The sequence below is a fragment of the Haloplanus sp. GCM10025708 genome (genome assembly GCF_042663985.1).
In the GTDB taxonomy this organism is placed as follows: domain Archaea; phylum Halobacteriota; class Halobacteria; order Halobacteriales; family Haloferacaceae; genus Salinirarus; species Salinirarus marinus.
Genome location: NZ_JBHSZA010000011.1, coordinates 2,427,869 through 2,449,174 on the forward strand (window position 1 = coordinate 2,427,869; position 21,306 = coordinate 2,449,174).

Sequence of the window (21,306 nt, forward strand, 5' to 3'; positions counted from 1 at the left end):
TCCCTATGAGCAACGAGCACCTGGAACCTGAAGACGAAGACAACGACGATCAAGCCACGAGTCTTGACCCAAAAATCGCCCATCACAGCACCTACATCGACGAGACCAAGCGAATCCTACAGGCATACACCGACTGTGAATCGTACGATGAACTGGAGCGGATGGTAGTCGAAGACAACATCCTGAACAAAAACACCGACGAGTACCGAACGAACATTCTCCGCGAAGTAACCCGTAGACACATCCCGAGTAAAGAAGACTACACCGAGACCCCGCTAATGCGGGTACTTTCAGCTGACGTTCGGAGTGATGTAGCCGAATGGTGTCTCTACTACGAGTTCGCCCAAGACCCATTCATCCGCCTCATCACGATCGAATTCCTCTATCCCGAGTTCCAGCGCGGCACTCTCTCTATCCAGGCCGAAGACATCGTCACGTTCATCAAATCCATCAAGGACGACTATGCTGACCTTCGTGACCGGTCCGACTCGACGATCAATGAGGCAGCAACGAAGTATCTCACTTCACTCAGAAACTTTGGCCTGTTAGAAGGTAGACAGCGAAAGGAATTCGCAGTCACCTACATTCCTGACGAAACGATCGCGTACGTCGTGTATCGTCTCTTCGACGACGAGGCTGCATCCGCATCGGACGTGATCGAACACGATGACTGGAAACTATTCTTGATGGATGAATCCGAAGTCCAGCGCCGAATCCGCGATATTTCGCCACAGTACATTAACTATGAGAAACGCGGATCGACAGAACGATTGAGAATGAAATACGAGACGGTAGACAAGTTGATCGATGCTTTCTGACTTTCAGACACGACTCGAAGAAGTCGAACGGCTCGTTCGAGAGGATAGAGAGGACGTCGGAAAGCGAGCGGGAGTTCCATTCATCGTGTTCACGTACGACCCCGCCGATGAAATCGAAGTCGATGAGGAAATTCGGAGTCTCATCGAGAAGCTGGAGTACCACGACCAAACGGTTGCCGCAATCGATATGCGTGACCTCGTCTTCAGCGTGCTTGAAGAGCGAGGCATCCTCGACAACGTAATCGACCTTGAACGGCGAGATCGTGAACAGCTGCTCAGCGGATTGAAATCCTCACTACTCGACGACGGCGAAATGGGACAACTGGCATCGGCTATTGCCACGCAGGCTGAAGACGCAGACACCGTTATCGTGTATCGAATGGGTATCCTGTACCCGTTCGCAGTGCCTCGACTCTGATGGGGCAGTTGGAGACGAACACACCGGATGAGACCCCGATCGTGTTTTGCTATCCGGCGACCGTTGATGACAAGAGTTTAAGATTCCTCGATGAATCTGAGGGAACATATTACCGCGCGAAGGTGATCGGACATGAGTGACACTACTTCTACCTACCAAATCAACGAGATCTTCTACCGGCCGATTAATCGGAAGATCGACCGGGTCGTCAAAGTCGATAACGATGACCCGAGCGTCGTCAAGAAAGAACTCGAAGAGTACATCCTCACACCGCAACTCGAACGGCACTTCTCGGACGCCCTGAGGCCGTCATCGACACGGAACACGCCCAAACAGAGGACGTTGGGATGTGGGTTTCCGGGTTCTTCGGATCCGGCAAAAGCCACTTCATGAAGATCCTCGGTCACGTCCTGGAAAACCGGGAGTTCGGGGATACCTATGCCGCGGAGATGTTCCGCGATCGGATCGAGGGCAACGAGATGCTCGACGGAGCCGTCTCATCGGTCACGAACAAATTCGATTCCGAGGTGTTGATGTTCCAGATCGGCGCGAAGGCCGATGCATCTGGAAGCGAATCCATCACCGAGATCATTCACCGTGAATTCAACACGTCCCGCGGGTACGCTTCTATGCCCTGGGTCGCCCAGATGGAACAGGAACTCGAATCACGAGGCGTGTACGATGACTTCGTCGCTACCATCGAGTCAAACACCGGGAAAGACTGGACAGAGGCTCGGAAGGATGCGATGTTTGTGCGGTCGGATATGGAGACCGCGCTGGTAGAGGCGACGGATGAGTTTGACGACGAAGACGACGCAGCCCGTGCGATCGATGACGTTCAGAACAACGTTCTGATCAACGCTTCGACTCTCGCGGAAGACATCGTCGAGTACGTCGAACAGCAGGAACGCGAAACGGGGAACAACTCCCGATACTTCGTCTTCATCGACGAAATCTCCCAGTTCATCGGGGATGACGGACAGCTCCTCTTAGAACTCCAGAGTATCGTCGAGGAGTTCGGCCAGAAAGGCAAGGGGAAGGTGTACCTCGGAGTCACATCCCAAGAACAGCTCCAGCAGCTCATCCCCGGTGTGCTCGAAAAAGAGGCCGAAGAATCGAAAGTCATCGATCGATTCCCGCACCGGTTCGACCTCACGTCCGAAAACCTCGACAAGGTCGTCCGTGACCGTGTTCTCAGCAAGAAAGGCGACGCCAGGGAAGCCATCGGGAGTTTGTACGATCAGCACGAAGGCATCCTTTCCGCCAGGTACAAGCTCGATTCCGGTCAGAGTCTAAAACCGATCACGAGAGAGAACTTCATCGATTGCTACCCGTTCCTTCCGTACCAGCTCGACATACTCCCGGAAATGTTCAAAGCGCTGGGTAAAGGCTCGGATGACCAACTCGCGGGCAGCGAGCGAACGCTCATCGATGTCACACAGAGTGTGCTGAAAGACGAGGCCCATCTCTACGACGACGAGCTCGGGGCACTCGTCACGCTCGATATGATCTTCGACGAGATCAGCAACGACATCCCGAGCAACGATGTCAAATCCATCCGGGAAGCCACACCAAAGAACGCCGATCCAGAAATCGCCAGCCGCGTTCTCAAGTCACTCTATCTACTCCAACAACTCCCCTGGATCCCGAACACCGCCGACAACATTGCAACCTCTCTCCAGACGGAGCTCGGCCCCACGAAGCAGTTAGAAAGCGACGTACACGACACGCTCGATGCACTCGTCGAAGCCGGGCTCGTCGGGCGAAGCGAAGAGGGATACCGGTTCCTTCGGGAGACCGAGCGCGAACTCGAAAACGAAATCAAAAGCATCGAGGTCGGCCCCGGCGACATCCGTCGCTCCTCGAAACGCTTCCTGAACGACATCCTCGACGAAACATCACGCGTCAACTACCAAGGGAAAACGTTCCAGCTGAATCTGAGCATCGACGGAGAAACCATCACGTCGAACGGACACGTCGATCTCAAAACCTATTCACCGATCCACCAGCGGTACGAAGATCTCGACCCGGATGGGCTGAAGACACAGAGTTTCAGTGAAGACGATACGCTGTACTGGATTGCCGACGACGAGAAGCAACACAGCATCTACGAGAAGCTGAAATCGATCTACCAGATCAACACCGTCGTCAAGTCAAAACGAGGGAACGAACTCAGCCAAGAGGAACAGGAAGCCCTCGGGCAGAAACAGGAAGATCTCCAACGTCTCCGGAACGAGGTCGAACGCGAGTTCAAACGGAGCTTCCAGCGCGGCACACTCATCTACAACGGAGACACCGAGGAATTCGACACGACAAGCACTTCACTTAGCTCGCTCGTGTCGCGGAAGACGAACAACGCCATCCCGAAAGTCTTCTCCAGCTTCAAACACGGATCAGCGACCGTCAAAGACCGCCACATTGAGAAGATATTCGGTGATCTCCAAGGCTCGTCGAACCCATCCGTGTTCTCGGACCTCGGCGTCGTCCAGGACGGCGATCTCATCGCAGAGGCCCGCATCGCTTCCGAAGTCGAAGATGAAATCCAGCGACGCGAGAAGGCCGGAGAGTCCCGCTCTGGAAGCGATCTGATCGACCACTTTGCCGAACCGCCGTACGGGTGGAGCCGGGAAGTCGTTCGCCTCGCCGCTGCCGTGCTCTTTAGAAACGGATCCGTCATTCCGACGCACAAGGAGCGAACGTACGAGACATATTCTGAGGACGGAGCACAGGAGCTGTTCACGCAGGTCACGAAGTTCAAGTCCACGTCGTTCGACGAGCGGGAGACCGTCGATGTCGAAACGCGAACTGATGCGAAGCAGCTCCTTGACCGGCTCTTCGACCGGAAGGTCAAATCGACCGACCAGGCCGTCGACGAAGGAATTAGAGAGGCAGCCAACGAGTGGGTTTCAACCACGAGCACACTCCTCTCGCAACTCCAGCGGGTCGACTTCCCGCTGGCAGACGACATAGAGCAATTCCAGACACGATTAAACAACCTGCTGCAACAGCCCACGTCGGCCAAGCGCATCAAACAGTTCGTCGATTTCGAAGACGAACTCGAAGACCTCACGAAAACCGCGAAGGATGTGGCCGAATTCTGCGGTGAGACCGGCGGCCAGAACCGGCTGGAGACCTACGAAACTATCCAGCGATTCATCACGACTGAGTGGGAGTCTCTCGTCGACGAGGCCGATGACCACGCTGGGCTCGTCGACATCAGCGACGAAGCGCGTGAAGCTGCTCGACGTGTTGCTGATACGTTAGACACGGAAGGTGTCATCAGCCAGTGGAACAATGTCAAGACTGACTACCGAACTGCCGCCGAAGCCTTCACGACCACGTACGAATCCCTGTACGAGAAACGCCACGAGACATACACAGAGTCCATCGAAACTGTCCGGGCATATGCTGGGTCCGACATCGAAGAAACCGATCTCAACGCCGCTCTATCCGATCTGACGGAACGGCAGGGAGAAGGAACAGTAGACCTGGACATTACCGATGAAGAGCACATCAACCCGACGCCGTCACTCCCACGACTCATTGAGCATATCCAAACCGTCGATGCGTACGAGGACGCTGCGAAAACCCAGATCGACGACTTAGAAGACGATGAAGAAGACGGCACGGTTCGAGAGAGTGTAGACATCGACTCCATCTTCGGATCTATCGTCGTCACTGATCCGGACGACATCGACCAACCAATCTCCGAGCTCCGGGCAGAAGTCGAGGAACTACTCGATCAGGATGACGACGTAGAGATCCGCTTCCGATAGCTCATACACCGGTATTCGAGATTTTCAGACTGATTTGGATCCCAGTTGGAACCTCTGAAATCGGCACTCCCACAATTATAAGAGACGCCGACTGCTTTTCCGTGGTATGTCACCGCGGGTGGGAATCACGACACCGCACGCCGTCACCCCATCCGTTTCACAGCGGCGTGCCATCCTCTAATATCCATGTCCACAACCCACGGTCAACCCGGTCTCTCGTCGGATCAACGATCAACAATCCGAAGCACGATCCTCAGTACACGCCACGCACTTGAAGACGAACTTCGCCGCCAACTCGAAAAATACGGCATCTACGAAGACAAGAGACTCCCGCTGGAGAACCTGACACACCTCTCCGTTGAAGAGATCGAAACTCGACGAACACTGAATGCAGCAATCGAACGCGAACTCGAATCCACCGAAGGCGACCTAAAGCGGTCAATCACCAACTACGTCCGGGAAGCGACGAAGACCTACCTCAATCGATTTGTTGCGCTGAAAACCATCGAGGTTCGCGGTATCATTGAGGAAACCATCACCGAGCGACCGGAGTACGGCAACCGGTCGTACATACACCACACGGTCGCCGAAATCGCAGGCGAGCTAACCAACGCACCTGACGATGGCTTCGGTACCGCACTCGAACTTGCGTACCAAGAAATCGGCGCAGAGATTCGGATGATTTTCGAGGAATCCGAACACACCGTCATCGACCTCGATCCACAGGTGCGTGAAGAAGTTCTCGACAAACTGGATGCCATCGAAAACGAGGCTTGGGAGAGTGACGAGGCTTTAGGTTGGGTCTACCAATACTTCGGAGAAGAAGAACGCGAGGAGATCGACGAGCGTGTCGATGAAGAGAACTACAAGATTGCAGGAACAGACATCGCCACGAAGACCCAGCTGTTCACACCGCGCTATATCGTTGAGTGGATGGTCGACAATTCGCTTGGACGGCTGTGGCTCGAAATGCAAGGCGAGAGAACTAGTATTAACGATGAGGACAAGTGCTTCTATCTTGCTCCGCTTGAAGACTCGCTGACTGACCGCGAGACGAAATCGGTCAAAGAGATCACCGTACTTGACCCGGCTTGCGGAAGTGGTCATATGCTGTTCTATGCTTTCGACGTTCTCTACCAGATGTATCTAGAAGAGAGTGAAATCGCGGAGAAGTACATCCCACGTGAGATTCTCCGGAACAATCTCTATGGTGTCGATATTGATTCGGGAGCTGCGCAAATCGCTGCCCTATCCCTCTATCTAAAGGCAAAAGATCAATCGCCGGATGTCGAGATTCCACAGTTGAACATCGTTTCAGCAGATGCAGTGTTAATTAACGGCGAACGGAAAAAAGAGATACTTGAACGCTCGGGGTCGGAATTGGAGAGGGAAATCTTAGAGCAGATCTGGAATAGCTTCGGTGACATCCGTGAGTTAGGCAGTTTGGTTCAGGTCGAAGACCGCATTGATGAGGTTCTCGACGAATACCGAGAAGAATTCGAGGCAACCGGCCAAGCACAATTCACGAGCGGTGGTGGGCTGACCTCTCAATCGACATTCGTTGCAGGCGGTGAGGAAGAGTCTTGGGACGAAATCAAGTCCCGGCTAATGCAGAGCGTACAGAACCTCGCTAGTGAAGCGCTCGAACATAATGACCCAATTGAGGAGATGTTTGCTGCCGAGGTTGGGAAAACAGTAGAACTACTCGATGTTCTGATGGGAGAATACGATACGGTCGTCAGCAATCCGCCGTATCTACAGAGTAAAAAGATGGGCGAGACGCTCAAGGACTACATCAGAGATCATTACGTGGGGAAATATGATGTCTATGGTGCTTTCATCGAGCGCTGTCTTTCCTTCTCGTCCGAGGATGGCCACGTTAGTATGGTTACTCCAGAGAATTTTATGTTCCTCTACTACTTCCGTGGACTGCGAAAGAAGCTTCTAAATGAGAGTTACTTCATAGAGGCTGCTCACCTTTCCAGATACGGTTTCGAACAACAGAAAGACGCATACACCATTCCCTTCGTGCTTAGAGGATCAGTTCCCTCAGAAGGAGAGTCGTCTCGGTTCTATAGGATGACACATGAGCAAGAGCACTACAAGAACTACGAGCGTAAAATTGCAGGCTTGCGGGAGATCGCTGAATCCCTTCGCTCTGGAGAGGAACATAACGACGTGTATGTCTTCTCTCAAAGCAGAATCGATGATATTGGTAGGCGGCCATTCCTGTATTGGTTCGGCGAAGAGACGCTGAGTTTGTTTTCTGAATATCCAAGTGTCGATGATATTGGCGAAGTGAAACAAGGGCTCTCTACCGGCGACGATGATCAATTCGTTCGGAAGTGGTGGGAGGTGCCAATAGAAGAGATTGGTGATCGATACAAGCGGTTCCAGAAGAGTGGAACAGACTCCGAGTACTACGATTACGCTGAAGACTACGTAGACTGGGGAGACTCAGGGAAAGATCTGCGTGATGCGGGAGCGAACCTTCGAAACGAAGACTTCTATTTTGAGGAAGGTGTCACCTTCAGAGCATTCGGGAATCATTTCGTCGGGCGCAAACAACCAGCAGATTCTATCTTCTCGCACAAGTCCCACGCAGTCTTCTCAGATGAACTCTCAGATAAACTTCTCTTAGCAAATCTCAATTCGACTCTGCACAGGTTCATTGGGAACGGACTCAATCCTGGCTTGAGCTTCGAGGTAGGCGACGCAAAGCGATTCCCGGTGAAAACGGATTACGACTATCAGTCAGACATAGAGGAGCTGGTTTCTACTGGCATCCAAGAGCGAGAAGAGCTCTCTCAATTGACAGAGACTAGCGCAGACTTCGACGGTGAGGAACTCATAACGCTGCTTGAATCGAGTTCAACCGATCTACAGTATGCTGAAGAGGTTAGCAAGGCTCGCATCCTTACTGTCCATGGGATTTCTGACACTCTCCTCTTCGATGAATATGAGATCTCCTCTGGGACGCAAGAGCAGATGTACGCCAATCTCCCAAAGAACACGTCTGAATACCCTGTGGACCGTAATGTTCACGTTGAGTATCCAGAGTTCTTGAACCAGTATCTGGAAGTAGTTGACCTGGAAGACAAAAAGCTTGATTCAGCAATCGAGACTCTCCGATCATTGGACGATGTAACGCTCCGCGAAGCAGCAGAAGCAACTGAGCTCTCCCCGTTAACTGTGGCTCAACTTCGATACGACTACGACCTCTATACTGACGATGAGCAATCAAGGGCCGCAGGTCGAGTGGTTTCACTAATCGTGGGGTCGTTGTTTGGCCGTTGGGAATCTGGCACCGATATTCCTACACTCGATGATGAGATACTCGCTTTTGACCACTCGACTACCTCAGTCACAAACCTGTTCTCGAAGGCTCTCAACGAACTATTTCAGGATTCAGCGCAGGCAGAACGCACACTTGAATCCGCTTTGGGAGATCACCCCGTTAATTGGCTTCGAGAGAATTTCTTCCGGTATCATCATGTCGATGAGTACAAACCGCGAGGTGAGCGGAGCCCTATCTACTGGCAACTCGAAAGTCCCAATGGCGGATTTAGTTGCTTCATCTATTACCACGATATAGACGCGAACACCCTTGCGAAGCTCCGTGGCCAGTATCTCGATCCACGGATTGACGTACTCGAAAACGAGCTCGAAACACTTAACGCTCAAACTAGCGGTGAGAATCCGGATAAAGAGCTTCTGAAAAGAAAGGAAGATGTCCAAAATGAGCTTGATGACATCAGAGAATTCCGCAATATCATCGACGAGATGATTGACGATGGCGTTACCGTCGATGTGGAAGATGGCATTTGGGAGAACATCAAGAAATGGGATCAGTACGAAGTTCTCGAAACTGGACTGCCCAAGCTGAAATCCAGCTACACAAGATAAACGGACGACAAGCCTAAATAAAAATAACAAAGTAATGACGGAATTATTCTTGGCCCCAGCATCCAGAAGGGATGACGCGTTTGAAATCTTTCACAGAACGGTCCTCAATGGCATAGAACGAGCAACCTATTCCAATTACTCAGACAGCAACTGGGGAGACTATGCCAGCATATGGGGGCTCACGTCGTCTTTTGAATCCTCGTGGCAGAACGTACATAGGGGAGACTGGATTTTATTCTATACCGATTCGGACCAATATGAGTATGCTGCGAAAGTAGCTGAAAAAGAACATAACCCGCCCCTCGGTGATGCAATTCGCACTGATCTATTAAATGTGAAAGGTAACGGCGACCGGGATTGGGACTTCCTACTGGTATTAGAAAACCCAGTTTCAGTATCGATCTCTGGCCATAAATTGGCTGACCTACTCGATTATGGCAACTACTATCCGGTCAGGTTCATTCGGGTAACGGAAAGCCGAATGGAGCATCTTAGGGAAGAATACAACTCTGTGAACGAATTCATTCAGAAGATAAGAACGGACACCACATAGCCCAGTCTGAGGTTCTACCAAGTCGATCATAACCGTCAAACCATCCCCGAAACACCAAACAGCCCCCAATTGAAAGGAGAATACAATGGGAGATCTCGCGGATAGCATTATCACGGAACTCCGGCAGAAGTTCGATCGCCACCCAGTCTGGGTGTGGTACGACGCTCAGGAGAAATACAAGGGTGTCCTCAACGAGGTCGAAGCTGATCTCGATGATGTCACACTCGCTCGCTACGATGGCAGTTACTTCGAACTGAAGCGCCGACTCCGTGATGAGGATCCGAACTACGAGCAGAACTGGCTGTTCTACATCCCTGAGTCCCGGAACGACGCCGAGTGGTTCCGCGATGTTCACGCGCTCGGCCGACAGTACCGCGTCGGCCAGGACATCGACGACACTCCGGTGACGCAGTTCCTCGTCGAACACGACGAAGAGATTCCGGACGCGTACGAGGACTGGGGACAGAACCGCGAATACCAGCGTCTGGCGTTCTTTTGTGTGCTCTTCGAGACTGTAGGCCCAGCAATCGACGAGTGGGTTCGTGACTATCTTTCTGACCCCGAGGACTACCGCGAAGACATCGAAGATAACGCGATGGCTGATGCCTGGGATGCACAGCTCCGCGAGGAGTACGGCATTAATGCCGGACTGGACCCAAAGGAACTGGCGACCCAACTCCTCTTCGGAGAGGTGACGAGTCGTGCGCCGACGGCACAGTACGACAACCTCGCTGCAGACGATGCTCAAGCTGCGGCGGAGTTTTGCGACGACTGGCAACAGTACACTCCTGCCGATTTCACTCGATATTCACGGGAGATCGAAGCCGACTACGACCTCACAGAGGCCGTGATCGAATCCGATCAAACCCGATGGAACGCTACTGCGTTCAAAGGTATCGACACTGGCCTGATTCGGCTCGTGATGGATCGACTTGCTGAGGGAACGTATGCTGATCTTCCGGAGATCGCGGCGGAACTCAATCGGACAGTCACGAAACGCCGGGACAGCTTCTGGAGCAACGAGGATCTCGTTGATTGGTCGGTGCCTGCTTTGGCGGTTGAGACGCTTCGTCAGATCGGTACCGTCGATGTCGACGACGCGAAAGCGATGGGTTCGAGAGAGCTTGCGGGACAGTACACGACCGATGACGGCTGGTGGCAGGTTGATGCAGCCTATCGACGCTACATCAACGCGACCCAGCAGGCCACATTCCCGTACCCAAAGGAAGCCACGGTGAAACGTCAGGTCACTAATCACTACATGGCCTTCCTTCAGGGTGTCAACCGGCCTCTGGCAGAGATTTTGAGCGACGATCCGACACTCGGAACGCCACAGACCTCGTTCTACGAGGAATTCGCTGAGGTCGAAAACGGAACGGCGATCATTATCTGTGACGGGCTCCGCTACGAACTTGCTGAAGCCATCCGCGAAAATCTTGGACGAAGAACCGACTTCGAACAGGATCTCTCCGCAGTGAGTGCTGCACTTCCGTCGATCACCGAGGTTGGGATGGCTGCACACCTACTGGGTGAACTCGGACTTTCACTCGACGACGACGAACTCGTCGTCACCAGCGGCGGTGAGCAAATGGCTGGAAAAGCGGACCGTGTTGAACGACTCAGTGCTGCGGGCTTCGAGGTCGTCGATATGGACGAGGTTGGCGACATTTCGCTGGAAGAGCTGACCGAGTCCGACCCCGTTCCGCGTGTCGTCTACTCCGGCACGATAGACAAACTCGGCGAGAGTCTTGACGACGATGCTGCATTCAGCCAGGTTGCGTCTCACGTCGACGATGTCGAACGGACTGTCCAGCGTCTCAAACAGGCCGGCTATACTCGCTTCGTGATCACCAGCGATCACGGGTTCCTGTATACGGACCGGCTGAATGACGATCACAAAGTCGAGGCTCCTGACCTTGCTCCGGTCGTCAAACGCCGGTTCGCTGCTGCCGACCGTGAAACGCCACTCGTCGATACTGATGAGTTCGTCGAGATCGATCACGAGGCACTGTCGAAACTCGGCATTGATGGCCCCGAGATCAAGTTGCTATTTCCCCGTAGTGTCGCGTGCTTCAAGTCACGAGGTGGGAATATGCGCTACTTCCACGGTGGGATTTCGCTTCAAGAACTCCTAGTCCCGTGTCTCACTGTGACCACGGGCGAAATCGAAGAGAGCGCGTCGATCAGCTACGATGTCTCGATCCCCGATCCGATTACAAACTCTATACTCACCGTGGAGATTGAGGCTAAGAGTGGGCAAGTCGCCTTCGACCCTGCACCAACATTAGAGGTTCGTGCAACCATCAATGATGAGCCGGTCGCAGATCCTGTTACAATGGAGATCTCCCTGGCGACAATAGCACCCGTGTTCGGCTCAAGCAGGGAGCCATCTCGGGTGAAGATACGGTCCAATTCGAAGTCGTCGATACTGACACCAGAGAGACGATCACGAGACAGACTGTGAGCCTAGATTTACTATTCGGAGATGACGATATGGGATTTGACGTGTGAGTGATCTCGGCTACAACAACGGGCTGTCGTAGTCGAATCCGAGCAGGATTCATTCACTATCTTGAGTTCTCACTCCTGATGACCGACACCAATATGCCCCCGGCAACATTGCCGTTATATAATGACGACTGAGGACGTAGATCGGAAAGCCCTGGATGTCTTCTCCGGGCGCGTCGTCCGGAAAGACCTTGTTCAGGACATCAAATCCGGGGTAAACGTCCCTACCTACGTTCTCGAATATCTGATTGGACAGTACTGTGCGACTGATGACGAGGAATCTCTGGAAGAGGGCCTCGAAAAGGTCAAAGAGATTCTGTCAAAGCACTACGTTCGTCCTGACGAGGCCGAATTCGTCAAGAGCGAGGTTCGAGAGCGGGGACGCTATCGCGTCATTGACAAGGTCACCGTCAGGCTCGATGAACAACAGGACGCCTACATCGGTTCGTTTGTCAACCTCGGTTTGAGCGATGTCGAGATCAACGAACATCTCGTCAGCAAGCATCCAAAGCTCCTCGGTGGTGGCGTCTGGGCTATCATCGACTTGGAATATCTCCCTGATAATGCGAACAGTCCAAAGAGCCTCTTCGGCATCGACTCGTTCAAACCCATACAGGTATCGAATCTTGACCTTGACCAACTGAAAGATCGACGTAACGATTTCACGCGCGATGAATGGATGGACCTTCTCCTTCAGACCGTCGGCTACGACCCCTCTTCGTTTAGCGACCGCGAGAAACTCCTCTTCTTAGCTCGATGTATCCCGCTCGTCGAGTCGAATTACAACTACGTCGAATTGGGGCCACGTGGGACGGGAAAGAGCTATCTCTACCGTGAAATCAGTCCCCACTCGATCCTCATCTCCGGCGGTAAAACCACCGTAGCAAAGCTCTTCTTGAACCTGAATACAGGACGAATCGGCCTCGTCGGTCGCTGGGATGTCGTTGCATTCGACGAGGTCGGGGGACTCCAGTTCAGCGATTCGGAAGCCGTCCAGATGCTCAAAGACTACATGGAGTCCGGAAGCTTCTCTCGTGGGACTGAAGAGCTCACCGCCCAAGCCTCGATGGTCTACGTCGGAAACATTGACCTCGACGTTGAAGGCGTTCTCAAGAGTTCACACCTCTTTGAACCGTTCCCCGAGGATATGCAGGATCTCGCGCTCATCGACCGATTCCACTACTACCTTCCAGGGTGGGAAGTCCCGAAGATGCGGTCCGAGTTCTTTGGCGACCAGTTTGGATTCATCGTCGACTACTTCGCTGAATTCGTCCGCGAACTTCGCAAGGAGTCGTACGGTGACGCGATTAACGAGGAGTTCGCGTTTGGTGACCATCTGAACCAACGAGACGAAAAGGCAGTACGAAAGACAGTCTCTGGTCTACTCAAGCTACTTCACCCACATGGCCACTACACGAAAGAAGAGCTCCGAGAGTATCTCGAATTCGCTATGGAAGGTCGTCGTCGAGTCAAGGAGCAATTGAAGCGGATTGGCGGTATGGAATATCGCGCCGTCGAATTCTCCTACCTTGACCTGGAGACGAAAGAGGAGATCTATGTCTCAGTACCCGAAGAAGCAGACGAGTCACTCATTCCCCCAGGAACACAGCAGGCAGGAACGGTCTACACAATAGGTGAGAGCGAAGGACGCCACGCACCCTTCCGAATCGAGACTCAGACACTCCCCGGGTCGGGCAAGACGAACATTTCGGGCACGCCCGGAAAGCGGATGAAAGAGTCGTTCGAAACCGCCTGTGACTATCTCCAGGCGAATATGCGGGAACTCAGTCGTGAAGAGACCCTAGATGAATACGACATCAATGTCCAGGTTCTCAACCCCTCTGATGCAAATGAGGGTGGTGAAACGAGCGTCGGGCTACTCGTAGGTATTGTTTCGGGAATTCTTGACCGGCCAGTTCGGCCACAAACGGTTGTACTGGGATCGATGAGTTTGATGGGCGAATTAGTCTCCGTGAGTTCGTTGATCGATAAACTCCAGCTGTCTGCGGATTCTGGAGCCAAAACGGTGCTCCTTCCAGCGAAGAACAAAGAAGACTTGCCGAAAATCCCCGACGAACTCCTCGACCAGCTCCAACTCGTGTTCTACACTAATCCCCTTGATGCGGCTAGTAAGGCGATTGAACTAGAGTGATTCATACTCCCTAAGATTCGTCCACTAATTCCCACAGCAGAGCGTTTCCGACCTTTCGACTCTCGACATCGCCTTCCTCTTCGAGACTTTGGAGCTTCAGATAAGCAGTTCTTCGGTCGCACCCCACGTGTTCAGCAACGTCGGTCGTCCCGACTGCACCGAGTTCCTCAAGGACCCGGAGAAAATCATCCCGAGGATACTCCTCGCTAAACCGACCACTGTTTTCGTCACGCTTCCGATCGCCCATATCTCCGATATTGACCCCGGTTCACTAATGAGTGCTGGGACGGCATCCATTAGTCGAACGTCCAAAGGCTTATGCCATTAGCGGTATGACTATTGGATGGAAGCTCAGCCATCGGGCGTTAATCAGGAAACGCCCGGGTGTGGTAGCACCCAGGCTGGGTTCAGAATAACCAATCTCGAACCCATGACGAAATCAACACCACCAAATCAAGAAAGTATCGACAGCGAGCTTATTGAAGACATAAACAAACTGAAACTGTCAGATTTGGCGGAAGGGGCCGTTATCTGTCAAGTCTGTGACTCTCGAATTTGGGAAGGCGGACGCATTACTGTGTCCGCTTTTCGATCGAAGTCTGATCCGAAATTTAAGATTGAGGATGTGTTTTGTCGGGGGCATGGAGATGAGTATAATCGCTCGTGGGATCGATCGCTCCGGGAGCTGGTTGTCCAAGGGCGGGTCGGTACGGTGTCAGACGCGGCGACGCAGTCGGCGTGGCTGGTTTTACTGGAACCTGAATTGGTTGTCTTCAGTCCGCGGAACACGCTGAGGCATACACGCTGGATGATGCTGATCCGGACTCGGGTGCCGATGGTGAGGATGCCCGTGTTGATGTGACTCATTCGGGTGTGGTGACGGAGTCATCTGGCCGTGAGCAGCCGTCGTCGTGGTGTGACAGTGGTGGTTCGCAATGACGGGGGATCGGAGTCCCCGTCATTCTCGGTGTGGCACCTTGACGGTGAGTTCGAGCTTCCACCTGTCGATGAGTCGACGTTCCCGGATCTGTACCTTGACCTTGGGGTGGATTTGCTTGCGCCGGGTGACGGCGTCGTGACTGATCGGCATCACGCTTCTGCGGATCGGTACGAGGCGGATGATGCGATGAATCAGATTCGCGGGCAGATCTCCCCGTTCACGTTGTCGGGCTGGTTACGGCACGGGTGTGAACGCGTGTTGCAGATTGCTGGGATGTCGGCGTGCCATCCGGGTGAGCCGAATGCGGATTATATGCGTGCGGACGTGTATGATCGTGACCTGAGCCAGGGGTACCACGAGAAAGGAGCCTGCGTTGAGACAGGCGATACCGACGCTGGCTGTGTTGTCTACGAGTTGTTCGGTGGATTCGGTGACAAACCGGGCGAGTTGTTGCGTCGGCCGATTCGGTTCTCGCCGGTTCGCTCCCAGGTCGATGTTCTCCGTGGTGAGGCCGAGGCGCATTACCGGCAACTGCACACGCAGGTTCGGTCGCGGAACGATGAGGACGGTGGGCAGCCGTTGCGGCACGCGACTCGGGACGTGGTCGGGAACGTCGAGGGAACGTGGTTGTTGACGCTACGGACACTGAAGCCCGAGTTCGTCGGGTTGTTGCTGAAGCGGTTTCGTTGCTCAATTCGAAGAGTGATACGTTTGAGTTCCAGCTCGGTGGTGCGCGGAATTTCGGTGCGGGGATTGCTGATGTGGGTGTGGTGAATCCGCTGTACACCAAGCGAGAGATCCGTCGCGTGTACAATCGGGCGCAGAACGCCACGAAGGCGATGCAGGAGAAAGACGATGAGTGGCGGAAGACGTGCCGTGAAGAGTTCACGCGAGCGTTGCAGGCGCGTGTGAGCGATGCTGACGGCGAGCTGAGTGCGGCGATCGATCGTCAGGACAGTGTCGTCGAGGGAGAGCGAGGTGATCTCTGATGAGTGATGCTCGTGACTTTGTGGATGCTGATGCAGTCGGTAAGACGGTTGCTGATCCGATGGTGGCGGTGTATCGCCACGATGTCCACAAACTCCGGAATCGGCGGCACGGTTCGGGTGCTGACGAGTATCACGGTGTGCCGGTGAATGAGGCTGTCCCGCGGGGTGCGGATGGTGATGCGGCGTTACTGAGCCGACCGTCAGGTGAGCCGGAACAGACGGTGGCGAACCACTCGTCACCGTACCGGTTGTCGTTGCTGACGGGCGAGTCCGCGACTGAACCTGGCCGGATTGAGGCGGCAGCGGATGGCGGGTTCCGGTCGTTGGTGGTATCTGATGATGCGTCTCGACTGCACGCGACGTGGTTGACGAGCGATGTGGCAGCGGCGTTCAACGAGTCAGTGTACTATCCGTACACGTCGTTGAAGTACCACGTGCTGCTGGCAGCGGCGTTGTTGTCGGAGTACCGTGCAGGACACAGTTTCGACGAGTTGTTCTTGACGGTGCGACCGGGTGAGGCAACGGCCGCTGATGCCGGTGTCGAAGCGGCATTAGAGAGTGGTGTGGTGTCGCCGCATCGAACCGTTCTATGGTCACCGCTGGTGACGCTGGCTGTGACGAGTGATCCGGGTGATCGGCCGGCGGCGAGGCTCGGGCCGGAGCCGGCGCGGTCGTTTGCGGATGGCTGGTCACGCCTGTCGGACCAACCGTTCGACACTGACGGGTCGCGGGCGTTGATGGTGTTGGATTCGCAGCTTCGCCGGCTGCGGTCGTGGCCGACGGCGTTGCAGTACATTGAGGAGTTCGTTGCGTGGCGTGGTATGCCTGATGCTGGTGCTGCCGATGTAAATCGGGGGTGGCCGTGACGATGAGACGCTTCGAATCTCTTCGTCGCAGGGTTGTGTCGATGCCGGAATACGACGGTATAGACGGGTCTCCTGCCCGGGGCACTGGAAATGGGGTGTGTGCCTCGTGGTGTAGGTGTTCCTGTGAAGACACTGGAAACGGGGTGTGTAGTTGTCGAGACAGAGGGGCGGCATCACTGCTGCGAGATGCGGTGCCGCTTCGAGATTGGCGGACGATAGGTGTCCCCGTTGACCCCTGTATTGCGCCGGTAGCGGCGCTGTACGGCTCGTGGCACTGGAAACAGGGTGTGTCTGGACCGCAGTCCGTGGCGCTTCAGTCTCGGAGATTACTCGGGATCTGGAGTGGAAACGCAGGGGGTGAGTCAGCGTGACACGAATTCAGCAGGTACTGTTCGAGCTGGAGACGGGGTATCTGGGGCACCCGTACTTCGTGACAGGGAACGCGCTCTATCAGGCACTAGCACAGCGTGTCGATGAGTCGATGCGGCGAGGGCTGTGTGTCAGCAACGGTGTGTTCCTGCCGAAGGCGTACGGGACGCCGCCATCGTGGTACTCTCAGGAATCGTTAGGGAAGGTTGGATTGTCGCTACCGCCGGTCGAGGCGTATGATGATCTGTTCCTGCTGCGGGATTCGGCGCAGCGTTGGCTAAAGTCGTCGTGGCCACGAGACGCGCATAACGCCCATCCTGTCCAGTCGCACGGTGGGCGGCTTGCGTTCGATTCGGTCGCGTGGTTTGGTCGCCCGCCAGAGATGCAGACTTCGAAACGATCGGTTCGGTGGTTCGTCCAGTGTTACCTGTCTACGACTGGTTCGCACTCGAAGTCGGTGCTTCCCGTCGCAGACGAGACGCTGGATGGCCTGCAGGTCGGCGGCGCGCGGAACTACGGGTTCGGTCAGTTGTCGATCGTCGATTCACAACTGATCGATCTTGAGGCGTTGGACTACGACCGGATCGCAGCAGCTGATGAGCACTCCATTGAGTTGGTGTCGCCGTTCGTCATAGCGACCGACTACCCCGGTGCTGATGATCAGTCGGTGCCGTGGTGGTGGGATGTGTCCCGCCCAGCTGCGCCGTCGAGTGCGGCTGACTGTGACCGTAACAATGAGGGTGAGGTGAGTGAAGCGAGAGGATCCGGGCTACGGCGACGGACGGAACGGCTCGTCGACGATGGAGACGTGTATGACCTAGCGACGATTGACCACGGACAGATTGTCGGGTACGACGGATCGGACCCGGTTAAGACGGCGAAGAACGGGGTATCCCGGGTTGGAACGCATTCGCGGTTCGGATTCGGTGAGCTTCGAGTCCGCCCGGCGAGCGATGATCGCATCCCGGATCGTGCCGAGCTGATACACGACGTTGAGAAGGCAGATGTCTCAGGGGGTGAAGCGTAGTGGTGCTGGAACTGGTCGCGTTCGATATTGAGACGACTGGGTTCGGTGTCGACGACGAGGTTACTGTAATCGGATTCGCGGTGCCGATGGGCGTCCGCGTGTTCGTCCAGACTGGTAGTCGGGATGCCGACGGTGTGGAGAGACGTGTTAGTGATCGCGTGCCTGTACACGTGCAGGTAACGACGCATCCGACGGAGCGAGCGCTGTTTGAAGCAGTGGGATCGTTCACTGCGGACCGGCTCCAGGATGATGACGTGTTGCTGGTGGCGTTCAACGGAGAACGATGGAAGGGCGGGTTCGATCTCCCGTTCCTTCGGACGCGCTTGGCACGGTTGGAGATTGAGTGGCCGTTCCGTGAGCTCCCGTACGCGGATCTTCTGCCGGTCTTAACGCGGCGATTCAATACGACCGTCACATCCTGTGATGGTGGTGACGGTGATGTCGTATCTGATGATCAGAGTGACTTAGCAGGCGTCTATGACGTGCTGTGTGATGGCCGGTACAGCGACGTGGATCCGTTCGTCGAGAGTGGTGAAGCAGTCACAGCGTTCAATGAGGGACGGTTCGCTGACCTGTGTCTCATAACGTTGCGGATGTGTTGCGGACCCGTGATCTCGGACGGCTTGCTCAGTGGTATTGCTCGAAATCAGAGTTCTCGGTGAAGTCACTGTCACCGACGGTGCAGAGGTGATGCTCGCGTAACTGTGCAACACCGAGTCTGACGGGGAGCGATGGAAGCGGTCGATCTGATTGAAGCGATCATCCATATGCTGGCCGGAACCGCGCGAACCAATCGAGCAAGCGACCGAAGCTAACAGAAACTGATGACACGAGCTGACGGACACCACGAGTTCAGCAACGAATCGAACGAACAAACGACGACGAGTGAGCCAGACGGCGCGGAGACGCGTACGTCTGACTCAGCGGCGAGCCACGACTATGAGCAGAACCGCGAGAACGCATCGGTAACTCCCGAGACACGCTCTGACGTGTTGGCACGAGACAGTCATCGGTGTCAAGTCTGCGGGCGAGAAGGTCCAGAGCGAGGTGGTCTGGCGACGTTACACGTTCACCATATCGAGCGTGACCCCGTCGGAGTCGCTGAAAACGACTTGGAGAATCTGACGACGCTGTGCCGGTCCTGCCACAGTTGGATTCACCAGCAATCGACGCGTGCAGACGCTCCAGTAACACTCACAGAAGCCGATCTCAGTGTGCTGCTTCCGCAGGACATCGAGATCTTACGGTACTTGGCTGACGAGGGGCCAGCGCAGACTGGTAAGATCGCGGACTCGTTAACGGCGGAGTTGTCGCCAACGACGGTCCGTGAACGCCTTGCAGTCCTGATGGGGCTTGACAACCAGGTCGAGACGCGTGACCGGCAGATCGTTGATCAGGATGTCCAGACGGGTGCGTGGGGCTTGACAGGCCAAATCGAGCATTCTGCGCGTGGTCACATCCCGTCGGATCCGCAAGCGTTGATTCAGCGGGTTGAAGACGAGCAGGTCCGGCAAGCCTTAGAACGCGGTTGTAACCGGCAGACGGTTATGGACGTGCTTGACATTTCTGGCGGACGACTTTCCACAAAGAGAAGCGAGCGTGTGCGTATGATTTCCCCCTGGATGCGTTTCGCCGCGGTGGTCGCGGTGGGCAGCATCCAGGTGGTGACACCACGAGTGAGACAGCCGACGAGGCAGACGTAAATTCGAGTAGTTCCGATGAGCAACAACGGCTGGATTCCGTTGGCCACGGTGTCGGAGACAGTACTCCGTCTGACCCTACAGGACTGGAGAGTCCGTTCAGGGCGATCAAGAAGATAGGGATGAGTCGACACCGGACGAGGGAAACGTAATGGTCCGCGAGCAGTTACAGACAGCTATTGCGGCGCTACAGCGGATCAACGCAGAGCTGTAGTCGTCTAAGAACGGACGATACGCGGTCAAATTCCTGTTTTCAACGCTGTTTCTATCACCCTGGGATTTGAATCCAATCTTGAGTTCGCTGAAACAGGTTCCACTGGGAGTGCGAATTCCGGTTAGAGTGGTGTTCCGGTGAGTTCGACTTTAGCGCTGTACTCGAAGTCTCCAGGTGATGCGCTTCGGGCAGCGTTGAAGAGTTTCCCCTGTATTTCTCGATCAGGAAGTTCTGTTATTGCGGCGATACGGGTGATTAGGTCTTCGAATTCAAACTCCCAGCCGAGAAGTGGTTCTTCCACATCTGTAGAGATGATCTTGTAATCGGCTTTGGATAGGATTCGGTCTCCGCTAAAATCATCCATCCAGTGGCTGACTACTTCGTGGCCTTGTTCTTGGTAGTATGTAGCGATGTGCTCAGCTTCTTCGTCTGTGAGCGTGAGGTTGAGTTCTGCGTTGACGAATCTCTTGAGTTCGTCAATATCAACCTCAACTTCACTGATCGTGTAGTCTGTCCCAATCTCTGATGTTTCTACCCAGCGGCTGTCTTTCGTGCCGTGAGTATACACGATCGCTCTAATGATGAGGTTTCGAGCCTCATCAAGGTAGTAGTAGCCATATTTATCGAGTTCATCAAGGTCGACTTCGATTTCTGTGCCGTTTGTTTCGATGGTTGTTGTTAGCGTCATAGCTGTTGGGTTGTTGTCTTGTTAGCAACGTGCGAGGGGTGCCCTGTGGGTGTACTGAAACGTGTGCGTATCCAGACAGTCTCACGACTACCTACAAGTGGTAGTCTATTAGCTACGCAGGGTTACCGCGGGCTTCCATCGCCAAAGGGAGCTCTGAAACAATAGTAACTATCGGATCGTGACTTAAATACCCTTGGGGAAAGGGGATAATCCACGGTGGACTGCTTCCGCTTTCGATATTCTATTTCGTCTGCGAAGTCCCCCGCAGTGAGAAATAAATTATACTTAACATTAACACAGGCCGTCTCACTTAGACTATTACCACTAATGTAAACAGTTCCATCCTCTGCCGCGAGCATTTCTCCGATGCTTTCGAATTCTC

14 protein-coding genes and 3 pseudogenes are annotated in these 21,306 nt (G+C 54.4%); 14 read left to right on the forward strand and 3 right to left on the reverse strand.

Features of this window, described 5'->3' with window-relative positions; translation table 11 throughout:
• Window positions 1–5 precede the first annotated feature (5 nt).
• The 8 genes from ACFQJD_RS16700 (at window position 6) to brxL (ending at window position 14,131) form a co-directional block, all read left to right on the forward strand.
• A complete protein-coding gene (locus tag ACFQJD_RS16700) occupies window positions 6–818 on the forward strand; it encodes a BrxA family protein (protein ID WP_122105589.1) in 813 nt (270 codons plus the stop codon).
• Window positions 808–1,236, forward strand: a complete 429-nt coding sequence (locus tag ACFQJD_RS16705; protein ID WP_379799734.1) for a BREX protein BrxB domain-containing protein — start codon at window positions 808–810, stop codon at window positions 1,234–1,236. Before ACFQJD_RS16700 ends, ACFQJD_RS16705 begins: the two co-directional genes overlap by 11 nt.
• A gap of 132 nt (window positions 1,237–1,368) precedes the next feature.
• Window positions 1,369–1,629 (forward strand): hypothetical protein, encoded by a 261-nt coding sequence (locus tag ACFQJD_RS16710; protein ID WP_379799736.1) that lies wholly within the window; start codon window positions 1,369–1,371, stop codon window positions 1,627–1,629.
• Window positions 1,584–5,012, forward strand: a complete 3,429-nt coding sequence (gene brxC / locus ACFQJD_RS16715) for a BREX system P-loop protein BrxC (protein ID WP_379799738.1) — start codon at window positions 1,584–1,586, stop codon at window positions 5,010–5,012. The genes ACFQJD_RS16710 and brxC overlap by 46 nt, the downstream gene beginning before the upstream one ends.
• 186 nt (window positions 5,013–5,198) lie before the next feature.
• Complete coding sequence (pglX, locus tag ACFQJD_RS16720) at window positions 5,199–8,918, forward strand: BREX-1 system adenine-specific DNA-methyltransferase PglX (protein ID WP_122105592.1); 3,720 nt, start codon at window positions 5,199–5,201, stop codon at window positions 8,916–8,918.
• Between the two features lie 34 nt (window positions 8,919–8,952).
• Complete coding sequence (locus ACFQJD_RS16725; protein ID WP_136516500.1) at window positions 8,953–9,471, forward strand: hypothetical protein; 519 nt, start codon at window positions 8,953–8,955, stop codon at window positions 9,469–9,471.
• 85 nt (window positions 9,472–9,556) lie between these two features.
• Window positions 9,557–11,935, forward strand: a complete 2,379-nt coding sequence (locus ACFQJD_RS16730) for a PglZ domain-containing protein (RefSeq protein ID WP_379799740.1) — start codon at window positions 9,557–9,559, stop codon at window positions 11,933–11,935.
• 168 nt (window positions 11,936–12,103) lie between these two features.
• The gene (brxL, locus tag ACFQJD_RS16735; RefSeq protein WP_122105594.1) at window positions 12,104–14,131 is read left to right on the forward strand and encodes a protease Lon-related BREX system protein BrxL; all 2,028 of its coding nucleotides are present in this window, start codon (window positions 12,104–12,106) and stop codon (window positions 14,129–14,131) included.
• A gap of 10 nt (window positions 14,132–14,141) precedes the next feature.
• Here the strand turns inward: brxL and ACFQJD_RS16740 are convergent, their stop codons facing one another.
• Complete coding sequence (locus tag ACFQJD_RS16740) at window positions 14,142–14,378, reverse strand: helix-turn-helix domain-containing protein (protein ID WP_004594176.1); 237 nt, start codon at window positions 14,376–14,378, stop codon at window positions 14,142–14,144.
• A gap of 711 nt (window positions 14,379–15,089) precedes the next feature.
• Window positions 15,090–15,221 (reverse strand): hypothetical protein, encoded by a 132-nt coding sequence (locus ACFQJD_RS16745; protein WP_379800613.1) that lies wholly within the window; start codon window positions 15,219–15,221, stop codon window positions 15,090–15,092.
• Between ACFQJD_RS16745 and ACFQJD_RS16750 the strand changes: the two are divergent.
• From ACFQJD_RS16750 to ACFQJD_RS16775, 6 genes and pseudogenes are all read left to right on the forward strand, one after another.
• Window positions 15,159–16,060 (forward strand): annotated as a pseudogene (locus ACFQJD_RS16750) (hypothetical protein). The gene ACFQJD_RS16745 and the pseudogene ACFQJD_RS16750 sit on opposite strands and share 63 nt — an antisense overlap.
• On the forward strand, window positions 16,060–16,926 hold the full coding sequence (locus tag ACFQJD_RS16755) for a hypothetical protein (protein ID WP_379799742.1): 867 nt from the start codon (window positions 16,060–16,062) through the stop codon (window positions 16,924–16,926). Before ACFQJD_RS16750 ends, ACFQJD_RS16755 begins: the two are co-directional and overlap by 1 nt.
• 826 nt (window positions 16,927–17,752) lie before the next feature.
• The gene (locus ACFQJD_RS16760; protein WP_379799744.1) at window positions 17,753–18,322 is read left to right on the forward strand and encodes a hypothetical protein; all 570 of its coding nucleotides are present in this window, start codon (window positions 17,753–17,755) and stop codon (window positions 18,320–18,322) included.
• Window positions 18,322–19,013, forward strand: a pseudogene (locus ACFQJD_RS16765) (hypothetical protein). The gene ACFQJD_RS16760 and the pseudogene ACFQJD_RS16765 overlap by 1 nt, the downstream one beginning before the upstream one ends.
• Before the next feature lie 133 nt (window positions 19,014–19,146).
• Window positions 19,147–19,425: pseudogene (locus ACFQJD_RS16770) on the forward strand (HNH endonuclease); the annotation flags it as partial.
• 9 nt (window positions 19,426–19,434) lie between these two features.
• Window positions 19,435–20,025 carry a hypothetical protein gene (locus ACFQJD_RS16775; RefSeq protein ID WP_379800615.1) on the forward strand — a complete coding sequence of 197 codons (591 nt, stop codon included), beginning with the start codon at window positions 19,435–19,437 and terminating at the stop codon, window positions 20,023–20,025.
• Between the two features lie 332 nt (window positions 20,026–20,357).
• Here the strand turns inward: ACFQJD_RS16775 and ACFQJD_RS16780 are convergent, their stop codons facing one another.
• On the reverse strand, window positions 20,358–20,924 hold the full coding sequence (locus ACFQJD_RS16780; protein ID WP_122105600.1) for a hypothetical protein: 567 nt from the start codon (window positions 20,922–20,924) through the stop codon (window positions 20,358–20,360).
• Window positions 20,925–21,306 lie beyond the last annotated feature (382 nt).